The organism is Spirosoma montaniterrae (genome assembly GCF_001988955.1).
Lineage (GTDB): Bacteria > Bacteroidota > Bacteroidia > Cytophagales > Spirosomataceae > Spirosoma > Spirosoma montaniterrae.
This window is the reverse complement of record NZ_CP014263.1, coordinates 5,758,396-5,770,808: the sequence shown is the minus strand read 5'-3', so window position 1 is coordinate 5,770,808 and position 12,413 is coordinate 5,758,396. Positions and strand designations below refer to the sequence as shown.

General features: G+C 53.7%; 9 protein-coding genes. 6 read left to right on the top strand and 3 right to left on the bottom strand.

Going from position 1 to position 12,413, the window contains the following annotated elements; all coding sequences use genetic code 11:
- Positions 1–168: 168 nt before the first annotated feature.
- Positions 169–2,709: a zinc-dependent metalloprotease gene (locus AWR27_RS24905; RefSeq protein WP_077133684.1), complete on the top strand. Its 2,541-nt coding sequence runs from the start codon at positions 169–171 to the stop codon at positions 2,707–2,709.
- Between the two features lie 148 nt (positions 2,710–2,857).
- Here AWR27_RS24905 and mdh read toward each other — a convergent pair whose 3' ends face one another.
- On the bottom strand, positions 2,858–3,793 hold the full coding sequence (mdh, locus tag AWR27_RS24900; RefSeq protein ID WP_077133683.1) for a malate dehydrogenase: 936 nt from the start codon (positions 3,791–3,793) through the stop codon (positions 2,858–2,860).
- Positions 3,794–3,992: 199 nt separating this feature from the next.
- Here mdh and AWR27_RS24895 point away from each other — a divergent pair, with 199 nt between their 5' ends.
- The 5 genes from AWR27_RS24895 (at position 3,993) to ruvA (ending at position 8,730) form a co-directional block, all read left to right on the top strand.
- Complete coding sequence (locus AWR27_RS24895; protein ID WP_077133682.1) at positions 3,993–4,454, top strand: YkvA family protein; 462 nt, start codon at positions 3,993–3,995, stop codon at positions 4,452–4,454.
- A 138-nt stretch (positions 4,455–4,592) separates the two neighbouring features.
- The gene (locus tag AWR27_RS24890; RefSeq protein ID WP_077133681.1) at positions 4,593–4,802 is read left to right on the top strand and encodes a Sec-independent protein translocase subunit TatA/TatB; all 210 of its coding nucleotides are present in this window, start codon (positions 4,593–4,595) and stop codon (positions 4,800–4,802) included.
- Between the two features lie 155 nt (positions 4,803–4,957).
- Positions 4,958–6,406: an Asp-tRNA(Asn)/Glu-tRNA(Gln) amidotransferase subunit GatA gene (gene gatA, locus AWR27_RS24885; protein ID WP_077133680.1), complete on the top strand. Its 1,449-nt coding sequence runs from the start codon at positions 4,958–4,960 to the stop codon at positions 6,404–6,406.
- Positions 6,407–6,486: 80 nt separating this feature from the next.
- Positions 6,487–8,073 (top strand): lytic transglycosylase domain-containing protein, encoded by a 1,587-nt coding sequence (locus AWR27_RS24880; protein WP_157579305.1) that lies wholly within the window; start codon positions 6,487–6,489, stop codon positions 8,071–8,073.
- A gap of 66 nt (positions 8,074–8,139) precedes the next feature.
- Entirely contained in the window at positions 8,140–8,730 is a 591-nt protein-coding gene (gene ruvA, locus AWR27_RS24875) for a Holliday junction branch migration protein RuvA (RefSeq protein ID WP_077133679.1), read from the top strand.
- A gap of 8 nt (positions 8,731–8,738) precedes the next feature.
- Here the strand turns inward: ruvA and AWR27_RS24870 are convergent, their stop codons facing one another.
- Both AWR27_RS24870 and AWR27_RS24865 read right to left on the bottom strand, forming a co-directional pair.
- Entirely contained in the window at positions 8,739–10,982 is a 2,244-nt protein-coding gene (locus tag AWR27_RS24870) for a S9 family peptidase (protein WP_077133678.1), read from the bottom strand.
- 86 nt (positions 10,983–11,068) lie between these two features.
- Positions 11,069–12,181, bottom strand: coding sequence for a response regulator (locus AWR27_RS24865; protein ID WP_077133677.1), 1,113 nt, complete (start codon positions 12,179–12,181; stop codon positions 11,069–11,071).
- Positions 12,182–12,413 lie beyond the last annotated feature (232 nt).

Here is a 12,413-nt window from a genome sequence, read left to right as displayed (position 1 = left end):
GGCACGTACTTCTTTCAAACGGCTAAAATCGGGCCAATCGTCTAAGGCGAAGAGAGATTTTTTTAATGAAGTAATATACGGAACACGGATTCAAGTGTTATCCGGTCCGCCCAAACGCCAAATCTACGAATTTCCACTATCTTGGAGACTACTAATCAACTTGCCCGCATGAAAACACGTCTCCCACTCCTCTTGCTGTTTTATTTCATCTTATCGAACGTACTTGCTCAAACGCCCCCGACCATTGCCACCTTTACGGCAGGCATGAGCCGCAATCCCGGTTTTCTAACCTACTACTGGGACGCGAAGAAGGGTAAAATATGGCTCGAAATCAGCCAGTTCAACACCGAACTGCTGTATTACCCCACGCTGGCGCAGGGCATTGGCTCCAATGATATTGGCCTCGACCGGGGAAGGCTGGGGCAGGAGCACGTTGTCACGTTTCAGCGCAGCGGCAACAAAGTGTTGCTAATTGAACCAAACTACGCCTACCGCGCCATCAGCCCGGACCCGCTCGAACGCCGGGCGGTCGAAGAATCCTTTGCCAAATCGGTTCATGCGGGTTTCGAGATTGTAGCCGAAGAAGGCGATAACGTGTTGGTCGATCTGACGCCGTTTCTGCTTCAGGATGCCGTGGGAGCCGTTCAATCCATCGCCCAAATCAAACAGGGTACGTATAAACTCGACCCCAGCCGCTGCGCCCTGCACCTGCCCCGAACAAAGGCATTTCCGAAAAACACAGAATTTGAAACCATTATCACGCTGACCGGCGAACAGCCCGGCGCGTATCTGCGCGAGGTAGTGCCAACGCCCACGGCTGTGACTATGCACCAGCACCACTCCTTCGTACAACTGCCCCCACTTAATGGGACCATCCAGTCCGGGACCATCCAGTCCGGGACCATCCAGTCTGGCCCCGACGCCTACCAGCCCCGCGCGTTCGACCCACGCATCGGTTACGGCGGCATCGAGTTTTTCGATTATGCCACGCCCGTCAGTCAGCCGATTATGAAACGGTATATTTCGCGGCACCGGCTCCAGAAAAAAAATCCGTCGGCGGCTATAAGCGAAGCCGTAAACCCGATTGTGTATTACATGGACCCCGGCGCACCCGAACCCATCCGGTCGGCTCTGATGGAGGGCGCAGGCTGGTGGAATCAGGCGTTCGAAGCTGCCGGTTTCCGCGATGCGTTTCAGGTAAAATTGCTACCGCCCGACGCCGACCCGATGGACGTGCGCTACAACCTGATTCAGTGGGTACATCGGTCTACACGCGGCTGGAGTTATGGCATGAGCATCATCGACCCGCGCACGGGCGAAATTCTGAAAGGTAAAGTCACGCTTGGTTCGCTGCGCGTTCGGCAGGATTACCTGATTGCACAGGGGTTGGTTGGCAAGTTCGATACCGACAGTTCGCATGTGGGTGAGATGATGCAGATGTCGCTCGACCGGCTACGGCAATTGGCGGCTCACGAGGTAGGCCATACGCTCGGCTTGCCGCACAATTATCTGGCAAGTACGCAGGGCGGTGGTACCGGTACGCCGGAGCGGTTTGGACGGGCCTCGGTGATGGACTATCCGACGATGGTGGCGAAGGTGAAAGGTGCCAGCATCGACCTGTCGGATGCTTACGCGAAGGGCATCGGCATCTACGACAAATGGAGCATTCGTTATGGTTATGAGCAGTTTACGCCGGGAGCTAATGAGAAGCAGGAACTTGACAAAATCGTGCGCGATATGCACAGTGCCGGACTGTCGTTTCTGACCGACCAGGACGCGCGGCCCGAAGGTTCGGTTCACCCCGGCACGCACCTCTGGGACAATGGTGCCAACGCCGTTGACGAACTCCGGCGCGTGATGGACGTGCGCCGGGTGGCGTTGACCAATTTTACGGACAGGAAAATTCCGGCAGGAACGCCGATGGCAATGCTCGAAGACGTATTTGTACCGATGTACCTGTTTCACCGCTATCAGGTCGAAGCTGTCGCCAAAGTGCTGGGTGGGCAAAGCTATACAAACGCCCTGCGCGGAGATGGGCAACCTGTGGTTTCAACGGTTCCGGCTGCGGAGCAAAACCGGGCGTTAGACGCACTGCTGGCAACGCTCGACCCGGCGTTTCTGGCCGTGCCGCCAACGGTGCTGTCGTTGATTCCGCCCCGCCCCTTTCGCTACGACGCCAACCCACGCGAAGTGTTCAAACGCCATACGGGGCTGGCTTTCGATCCGCTCGGCCCACCCGAAGCAGCCGTTGGCATGACCCTGCGAATGCTGCTCAACCCCGAACGCTGCGCCCGGTTGGTTCGCCAGAAAAGTCTCGACGGTAAATTACCCGGCCTGAACGACGTATTCACGAAACTGCATAACGCGTTACTCAAAACACTGACTGCGCAACAGCCTGATTACGCGGGCGAAATAGCCCGGCAAACCGAACGGCTTTACCTCGATCAACTGCTTAAACTGGCGACAAATAAAGACATCGATGGCAGCGTTCGGGCAACTGCCCATGAAGCTCTCAGTCAGGCAAAAGCGCACTATAGTAGTTCTGCCACCAGCGGTTCCCGGTACGATTACCACCGCTGGCTTATCGCCCAGTACATGCAGTTCCCCGACCGAATGGTGAGTGCTCCGGCCCAATCGCCCCCCGACGGTGCCCCCATCGATCCCGGTCAGGAATGGCTACTACCCGCCTGCGACTGGGAAGGTCGGTAGCAGTTGGCCCAGACTATTACACAGGAAAGCCCCGCCGAATGATTCAGCGGGGCTTTCTTATTACCCTCAACCCCCTGAAGGACGGTCGGCCGCTGCCGGGCTTTTGGACCCAGATGGTTTAGCCTCCTTCAGGGGGTTGGGGGTATTTTCAGATTTCCAGCGTACTCAGTACGTTGTTCATATTCCGAACGGCGTCGGCTGACTTGTTGAAGGCTGCCTGCTCTTCGTCGTTCAGTTTGTAATCGATGATTTCTTCCCAGCCGTTGCGGCCCAGTACAACCGGTACGCCTAAGCAAATATCCGATTGGCCGTATTCGCCTTCGAGCAACACGCACGACGGAATCACGCGCTTTTGATCACGCACGATGGCTTCGACCATGTAGGCACCAGCCGCACCGGGCGCGTACCAGGCCGACGTACCAATCAGTCCCGTCAGCGTCGCTCCGCCCACCATTGTGTCGGCAGCTACTTTTTTCAGCGTCTCATCATCCAGGAAATGATTCACCGGCACCCCGCCTTTGGTAGCTAAACGCGTTAGCGGAATCATGGTCGTGTCGCCGTGACCACCAATTACCGACGCCTGAATGTCGTTGGGCGAACAGTTCATTGCCAGCGACAGATAGGTTTTGAAGCGGGCCGAATCGAGCGCACCGCCCAGACCGATAATCCGATTTTTGGGCAAACCCGATGCTTTCAGAGCCAGATACGTCATCGTATCCATCGGGTTCGAGATAATAATGAAAATGGCATCGGGCGAATGTTGCAGGATATTCTGCGTTACACCTTTCACGATACCCGCGTTAATGCCGATGAGTTCTTCGCGGGTCATACCCGGCTTACGCGGCAACCCCGACGTAACCACCACCACGTCTGACCCGGCAGTTTTGCTGTAGTCATTGGTTGAGCCGGTCAGCTTTACATCGCAGTCGAGCAGGGTCGATGCCTGTAGCATATCGAGCGATTTACCTTCGCTGATGCCTTCTTTAATATCGAGCAAAACTACTTCGTGGGCGAGTTCCCGGCGGGCAATGTTGTCGGCACAGGTGGCTCCAACCGCCCCGGCCCCTACTACGGTCACTTTCATACAGGATTCAAAATTAAAGGGTTAACACGAAGCGCAAAAGTACGGCCCTCCGTCTACACAAACCAACAGCCGTTTGTAGAAAACTTTGAGACCTGTGGCTCGTTTTTTAGACAAAAATTCGCGTTTTTTTGTTTACTCCTTAAGCACTTGACTTTTTGAGCGTCTGTTAGTCTAATGGCACACGCTTTCTGTAAAACACATGGCAAACAAGAGTTTAATTACCCGAGTCTTAACATCGATTTTTTTCAAACGGGCTAATATTGGTGCCGTTCGGTATGCCCGCAACAGCCGTAGTCTGTATAAACTGGTCCGCGACGCCCTTGATAAAAGTGGCGGATTGTCGGGCAAAAACGTAACGGCTTTTCGTGAGCAGTTGGGTGTAGTGACGCGGCTGTTAAAAGCCTACGCATCAGGCGATTACCGACAGATTCCGTGGAAAACGCTGATCCGGATCATTGCCGTGCTGATCTACTTTGTATCGCCCCTCGACATTCTGCCCGACTTTCTGCCGATTATTGGTCTGACCGATGATATTGCGCTGATGTTGTGGCTGTTCAGTGGTATTACCGACGATCTTGAGCGGTTCCGGCAGTGGGAAATGACACATAACAGCCCGAAGGAAAAAGCCCCTCGCCAACCCGAAATAGTTCGGATTGGGTAGAATCCGTAGCGACATAAGTTTTACTATGTATGATTTCGGTGAATCGAAAACCCGTCTTCGTTCGTAAGTTTTACGTCGTAAAGCGAGCATTGTAATTCGTAATTCATTAGTTTTGCATACATTCAAATCCCGAGAGTCATGGTTTCTGCAAGCATTTTAGCGTTTATGGGTTTGGGCGGTCAGGAGATGGTGTTCATTTTTCTGGCGTTGCTCCTGTTGTTCGGTGCGAAGAAAATTCCCGAACTGGCACGGGGTCTCGGCAAAGGCATCAAAGAATTCAAAGACGCTACCAAAGACGTCCGCGAAAACATTGAAGACGGTCTGAGAGAGTCGGATATCAAAAAATAAGTACTTGACATCACCAACAGCTAATCGAGCGTTTCCAGGCCGGAGCCGCTCGATTAGCTGTTTTTGCTTACTCCGTAACGCGGCTGGAAAGCCGCTTGTGTTAACCATCAATCTGCGGCTTTCCAGCCGCGTTACCGTAACCCAACCCTGTTGTTTTGACACTATACCGTAGCTTTTCTGCTGTTCAAACCGACCTCCGGTCGGGAGTTGTTACCTGCCGCCAGTTGGTGGAACACTACCTCGTTCGCATTGCCGAACAGCAGCATCTCAACGTGTTTACCGAGGTATACGCCGACGAGAGCCTCGCCTACGCCGACGTTATTGACCAGAAACTGACCAACGGCGCTGCCGGGCGGCTTGCCGGTATGGTTATTGGCATCAAAGACGTGCTTAGCTATGCCGGGCACGGCGTTCGGGCCGGAAGCCGTATTCTCGAAAATTTCACGGCCCAGTTTACGGCCACGGCGGTGCAGCGTCTGCTCGATGAAGATGCGATTATCATCGGACGGCAAAACTGTGACGAGTTTGCGATGGGTTCCTCGAACGAAAACTCGGCGTTTGGTCCCGTTCGCAATGCTGCTGATACAAGCCGGGTGCCGGGCGGCAGCAGTGGCGGCTCGGCGGTGGCCGTTCAGGCCGGTCTTTGCTTAGCCAGCATCGGCTCCGATACGGGTGGCTCTGTGCGCCAGCCAGCCGCGTTCTGTGGCGTAGTGGGTCTTAAACCGACCTACGGTCGCATCAGCCGCTGGGGACTAATTGCCTACGCGTCGTCGTTCGATTGCATCGGCCCAATTGCCAACACGGTCGACGATGCGGCTCTATTACTCGAAATTATGGCCGGCCCCGACGACTTCGACAGCACCGTATCGAGCCAGCCGGTTGATGCCTACACCCAGGCGCAGTTGCCCGCGTCGCGCCCGCTGCGTATTGCATATCTGCGGGATGGGGTTGAAAGTGAGGGGGTTGACCTGGCTATTCGCGAGGCCATCCAACAACGGATTAGTTCGTTGCGGCAGGCCGGTTATGTAGTTGACCCCATCGACCTGTCGTTGCTGGATTCGTTATTGCCTACGTATTACATTCTGACTACTGCCGAAGCCTCATCGAACCTGTCGCGCTTCGATGGTGTACGGTATGGCTACCGCGATGCATCTGTTACCGACCTTTTGTCGTTGTACAAAAAAAGTCGCACGGCGGGCTTCGGTTCTGAAGTGCGTCGGCGAATTTTGCTGGGTACGTTTGTGCTGAGTGCCAGCTATTATGATGCGTATTACACCAAGGCGCAACAGGTACGAAGACTGATTCGGGAAGAAACCGAGCGTGTATTTGCGGAGTACGATTTTCTGTTGTCGCCTACCACACCAACACCTGCATTTAAATTAGGGGAGAAGACCGAGGATGCCCTGCAAATGTATCTGGCCGATATTTTTACAGTGCAGGCCAACGTAGTGGGCTACCCGGCTATTTCGATACCCAATGGCACCGACGCCAGCGGCCTGCCCATTGGGCTGCAACTGATGGCTCCACCTTTTCAGGAGGGGCGTTTAGTGGCGTTGGCGAAAGAGTTAACGAGTGACTTTTTAACGATGAGTGATAAACGATGAGTGATGAGTAGGCTGACGCCGGTGTATTTCCTTTTGCGTCAGCCAACTCATCATTCATCATTCATCACTCATCACTAAAATTGAATCTTATGAACCGTAGCCTGTTACGACTGGGGCTGATGAGTGTGGTGTTGAGCCTGTTGCTGACAACGGGCCGCGCCAAGACTACGATTCAAGACAAAGTAGTGGCCGCTGATAGCAGCATTGTTCGGAAAGATACGGTAGCTGCCGTGCCGACCGTACCCGACAGTCTGTTGCGCGAACGGCTGGCGAAATTGCAGAAAACCATCCCGCTCAATTACCATAAGGCCGTACAGGCGTATGTGGACTATTTCACGTTTCGGAAAGCCAGTTCTACCAAGCTGATGCTGGAGCGAATGCCGTTGTTTTTTCCGCTCTATGAAAAAATGCTGGCTCAGCACGGAATGCCCGACGAGCTTAAATTCCTGTCTATTGTAGAATCGGCCCTGAACCCGCGTGCCATTTCGCGGGCGGGCGCAGGTGGCTTGTGGCAGTTCATGCCCGGCACCGGTCGTGATTTTCGGTTGTACCAGGACGATTACATCGACGAGCGCATGGACCCTGTGAAAGCTACCGATGCTGCCTGCCGCTACCTCCGCGACCTCTACACTATTTTCGGTGACTGGGAACTGGCTATGGCTGCCTACAACTGTGGCCCCGGTGCCGTGAAAAGAGCTATGCGCCGGAGCGGGGGCGATACGTTTTACACGATCTACGATGCGCTGCCCAAAGAAACACGGGGCTACGTGCCGCAATTTGTGGCGTTTACGTACCTGATGCACTACGCCAACGATCACGGCATTTTTGGCGAAAATTTTGATGCGCCCATCCCGCACGATACCATTCAGATTACGGGTTATTTCAACCTTGAGTCCTTCGCTAAGCACAGTACTATGCCACTGGCGCATCTGCAAAAGATGAACCCGGCTATTACAACAACCATTCTGCCCGAGTACACCAATCGCTACCCGCTCCGGGTGCCGCGTGAGCAGTACGCCTATTTTGCCTCGCGTCGGCGGGCCATCATGGATTCGGCAAGCCGGATTCCGGTAGCAATGGCACACATGCTGATGGCCCATGCCGAGCCGGTTAATGGTGCGCCCGATTCGGCGGGTGGCTGGTCGGTTATGAACGAGAATCCGTTAGCCAAAGCATCTGCCGACGAGTTGGTTTCGCCCGCCCTGTTGCGTGAGCAACTGGCACAGGCCGAACCCGCCGACACGCCCGAAGATGATCTGGAAACGGTGGTGGTACGCAAGCCGCGCAAACAAACCTACGTAGTGCGCCGGGGCGATAACCTGGGCGATATTGCCGACCGTTTCAACGTTGAACTCTACGACCTCAAACGGTGGAATCATCTGCGTTCGTCAAAATTGATGCGTGGACAGAAATTGGTAATTCTGAAAGAGGTAGCCGAAACCCGCACCGAGCAGTTAGCTGAGCAGGGAACCCCGAAAGCCCGAAAAAAAGCCGAATCAACAGCTAAAACCAAACGCTACAAACCGCGCTACCATCGTGTACAGCAGGGTGATACGCTCTGGAACATTGCCCAGCGGTACGATGGCCTGACCATCGACCGGCTCAAACGCATGAACAATATTCGGGGCAACTCGCTCCGACCCGGCCAGAAGTTAATTGTTGGATAAAAGTCGTGGGTTTTTCGTATCTTTATAGTTTCTAACTCACTCAGAAACAAGCTTTTTCGCTTTATAATGATCGCTTATTTAGAGGGGCTGCTGGCTTTCAAAGAGCCAACCAACGTAATTATCGACGTACATGGCGTAGGTTATTCGGTCAATATATCCTTACAAACATATGCTACCCTGCCCGGCGGTGGCGACCGTGTTAAACTTTTTATTCACCACCTCTTTCGCGAAGATTCGCAGTCGTTGTACGGCTTTGCTTCGGCAGATGAAAAATCGCTTTTTCTTGATTTGATTGGCGTGTCGGGCGTGGGGCCAAACACGGCTCTTGGTATGCTTTCGGCTATGCAACCGGCTGATTTACGGCTGGCAATTCTGGGCGAAAACGTGCGGGCGGTGCAGGCCATCAAGGGCATTGGAGCCAAAACAGCCCAACGTATTATTCTTGAACTACGCGACAAAATGAAGCGGGCAGGCGTTGTGCCCGACGGCCCGTCTTACCGCCAACAGCCAGCCAACAACCCCGTGCGCGAAGAATCGCTGGCCGCGCTGGTAGCCCTCGGTTTCCCTAAACTCACCGCCGAAAAAAGCGTGGACGACGCGCTAAGAGCCGATCCCAACCTGACAGTCGAAGACGTAATCCGGCAGGCGTTGCGGTAACAACTCTGTTAATTCACTGCACCACTCTTCAGGTTAGCTTCGAGGTAGTTGATGTATTGCTGCATCAGCAATTGATAACTGGCCGGGTTGTAAGCTACACCGTGTGCGCCGGGCGGATAAATACGCAGGTCAGCATCCTTGCCTGCGTCTTCGAGCGCGTTCATCAACTGAAACGTGTTGCGGACGTGAACGTTTTCGTCCATCGTTGAATGGGCAATGAACATTTTTCCCGCCAGATTTTTAGCGTAGGTCGTTACGGCACTGGCTTTGTATTTTTCCTCGTTTTCGGGCAGTAAGCCCATGTACCGTTCGGTGTAAATACTGTCGTAGAGACGCCAGTCGGTGACGGGTGCGCCTACCAGCGACACGCGGAAAACGCCGGGGTGTGTCAACATGGTGTAGCTGCTCATATAACCACCGTAGCTATGCCCTCGAATTGCCATACGATTGCCATCGACATACGGCAGCGCGGCCATGTAGCGGGCGGCTTCCACAAAATCCTGACTTTCGTACTTGCCGAGTTTTTCATAGACTATTTTCTCAAAATCGCGCCCATAGCCACCACTACCTCGATTGTTGACGCCTACCACAATGTAGCCCGACTGCGCCAGCCACTGATGCCAGCCCGACGACGCCCATTCGTTATACACCGATTGCGCCCCCGGCCCACCATAAATATCCAGCACCACCGGGTATTTTTTGTTGATGTCGAAATCGAGTGGCTTGATAATTGAAATATCGATGCGCTGCCCGTCGGAGGTCGTGAAACTCGACAGTTCTTTTGGGGCGAATGTATGTGCGGCCACGTATTCTGAAACTTTCGTATTGGTTTCGAGCGGCTTGAGCAGTTTGCCCGATATGTCGCGGAGTTCGACCTGCGTGGGCGTTTGCACGTTTGAGTACCGATCTATGAAGAACTTACCGTTGGGCGAAAAATTGACCGCGTGCCGCCCGGCAACGGTAGTAAGCCGCTGCTTGTTCCTGCCGTCGATGTCGATTACGTACAACTGCCGCTCAGTGGGTGCGGCCTCGGTCGACGTATAAAAAACTTTCTTTGCCTTCGGGTCAATGTGATGAACATAGGTCACTTCCCACGGGCCTTTCGTAATCTGATTCAGCAGTTTACCCGCATAATCATACCGATACAGATGCGAATACCCGCCCCGATCCGATACCCAGTAGAACTCCTTCACGCCTGCCGGAAAATAAATCAGGTGATTGATACCCGCGAAGAAGTCGAACACGTCGATCCAGGTGTTCGAGGTTTCTTCCATGATCTGTTGGGCCTCGCCAGTGCGGCCATTCGCCATAAACAAACGCAGATGGTTTTGTTTCCGGTTGAGGTGTATCAAAGCTAATTGCCCTTCCTGCGACGTCCAGTAAATGCGGGGAATATAGCCGTCGTTCAGCGCAACGTTCATCCACTGTAAGCTGCGATTAGCTACGTCGATAACACCAATGCGAACGGTGGGGTTAACGTCGCCCACACGGGGGTAGGGTAGCGAGTCATACTTTTCATCAAACCCTCTATAATCAGTCATTCTGTAAATAGGCACCTGCCGCTCATCCGTCTGCCAGAAAGCAATGAACTTGCTATCGGGCGACCATTCCCACGCCTGCGCCAGACCAAATTCCTCTTCGTAGGCCCAGCCAAACCGCCCGTTATAGAAGGCCGGTTTGGCCGGTCCGGCGTTCCGGTCGTCGGTGAGTTGGGTTTCCTGCTGGGTGGCAAAATCGAATACAAATAGATTGCCCCCCCGTTCGTAGCCGATTTTGCTGCCATCAGGAGCCAGTTCGGCGGTTTGTGCGTCTTTGGCAACGAGTTTCAAGGCTTTATCGACTACCGAATACACGTAATAATCCGACACCCCCGACCGCCGGTAAACAGGCCGGAAGTTGCTCTGAAACAGGATGTTTTTCGAGTCTTTCGACCACTGAAACGAGCCGTAGTTGAAGGGCTTGTCGGTGCCGGGAAATTTGTGCTGCCGCCCATCAAACACCACCGTTTCGGTTTGCGTGGCCGGGTCGAGCGTTTTAATGGTTTGTTGCCCGTCGATAAACGAGAATTGATTACCGCTGTTGATCCAGTTGACCGAGCGCGGCCCGGAAGCTCCGTTGAGTTGGGCACCCGCCGACAGGGCTTCGTTCAGATTCTGGTAGCGGGTTTTGGTAGCGGTTGTTTGCGCCGTTGCCAGGTGGGCAATCAGCAACGCCACGGCCAGTAAGCCGTTGGTAGAAAGACGACACTGCATGAAGAGTACGTTTATTTGTCAAATTTAACGAAAAACATCAGAAAACACCCCTCCCTAACGGGGAGGGAACGGGGGTGGGGTGACGCTCAGGCAACGCCAATCGACTTCATCAGAATGCGCGGGCTATACACTATGTCGTCGGCACCGGCTTGTCGGGCCAGTTCGCCATACTGATCGAAGCCTTTTTTCGAGGTGTACACAATGGTTCGTAACGCGGCAAAATGTCCAGCGTTTACCTGTTTGATCAGGTCAACACCTGCGGTAGCGTTGAAGCTGCCGTTTTCGGTGCGACCCATATCGGTGATAACCAGATCGAATTCGCGTTTAGCCAATTGACTGAGCGCGTCGGCGGTCGATTCGACCGACACCACATCAACGCCGGTATTTGTCAGCGTTTCGCGCTCGACTACGTTGTTACCCGGCGTATCATCGACCCACAGAATGCGGGTAGGCACTGACGTTTTCGGACGAACCGATGCAGTCGTCTCAAGTGTTCCAGACTCTTCGGCAGTAAGATTGGCCGACGCTACACTGACCAAATTCTTCACCACATCGGCCAGTGCTACCTGCTGCCCGCCTATGGTCATGAGTTCGCCCGTATCGGCCTGACGAAACACGCCCGACAGAAAAATGCGGGTGATAAGATAGCCGACCAGAAAGCCCAGAATCGGAAAGTACAGAATCAACGCGTTGGCAAAAATCGTCACCATTTCCGGGTTGGCGGGCGTCTTTTCATCGACAGGAAGTGCGATGCCAGCGGCAATCAGCGTCGATGTGTCGCGCAGTAAGTCAGGAATTTTGTACAGATTGACCAGCCCCAGCCCAACAATTATTTTGGTGAGCCAGTCAGAAATCTGCTCCAGATTGGTGTTGACCTGTTGCCGATACTCAGGCGGGGCGAGTTGAGCAGGTTTAGAGGAGTTTGCCGGAGCCGGTGCGGGAGGTGTAGCCGGTCCGCCATCGGCCTGCAACACGCGCGGAATACCAAACAAAAATCCCGTGAATATGCCCAGCAGCAGACAAGCAAGGGACAGCAAAAATGACGTGACGCGGCTGGCGATAGGCTGAAAAGCGACCACCACCAGACCGAGTACGATCAGCGTCAATATGGTCCATAACATGGCACGGATAAACCGGCCTACGGGTGTGTCGGCCTGTAATTGTTCGTTCAGCGTTTGCAACAGGGTTGGCGCATTCATCGATGTGTGCAGTTGGTTGTGATACTAACCTGGAGTCTGTAAAACAGCTCACGTACCAAATTATAACTACTGGTAAACGTTGATAACAAAAGGATATGCGTTAAAAAAGGCAGTATTGTACAGTTCGCTGCTAAAATTGTGCTTATTTTTACAGCTTCCGAAAATCGGATTTCTTTCTACCTACCAATGTTTCTTTAACCTATGACAAACAGGTACATACCTGGTAGCCAAT